The sequence below is a fragment of the Rhodopseudomonas sp. BR0C11 genome, from assembly GCF_010820945.1.
In the GTDB taxonomy this organism is placed as follows: Bacteria; Pseudomonadota; Alphaproteobacteria; order Rhizobiales; family Xanthobacteraceae; genus Rhodopseudomonas; species Rhodopseudomonas palustris_H.
Map to the genome: position 1 here is coordinate 1 of NZ_QTKI01000862.1, position 424 is coordinate 424.

1 pseudogene is annotated in these 424 nt (G+C 69.1%); it reads left to right on the forward strand.

From position 1 onward, the window contains the following. Positions 1-424 (forward strand): annotated as a pseudogene (locus DYI24_RS27830) (autotransporter outer membrane beta-barrel domain-containing protein); the annotation flags it as partial.

Below are 424 nucleotides of genomic sequence, written 5' to 3' on the forward strand. Positions count from 1 at the left end.
GACCTACAATGCCGAACTGGTGCCGGGCAGCACGGTATCGGACCGGATCGCGGTCGGCGGCACCGCGACGTTGGCTCCCGGTGCGATCCTGAAGCTCACCAAGTATGGCGCTGCGCCTTACGCGCTCGATGCCCGCTACACCGTGCTGACTGCGGCCGGCGGCGTCAACGGCACCTACGTTCTCACCGGCGACACCGCTGTGTCGGCGTTCTACTCACTGATCGCCAGCTACGATCCGAACAACGTCTATCTGCAAGCGGTGCAGACCCGCGGATTCACCGACGCGGCGCTGACCGCCAATCAGCGCTCCACGGCGGGCGCGCTGCAGGGCCTTGGCGCCGGCGGCGCTTTGCGTGCGGCGGTCGCGGCGTCGCCGACCGACACTGCGGCACGGGCGGCGTTCGATCAGCTCTCGGGTGAGGCC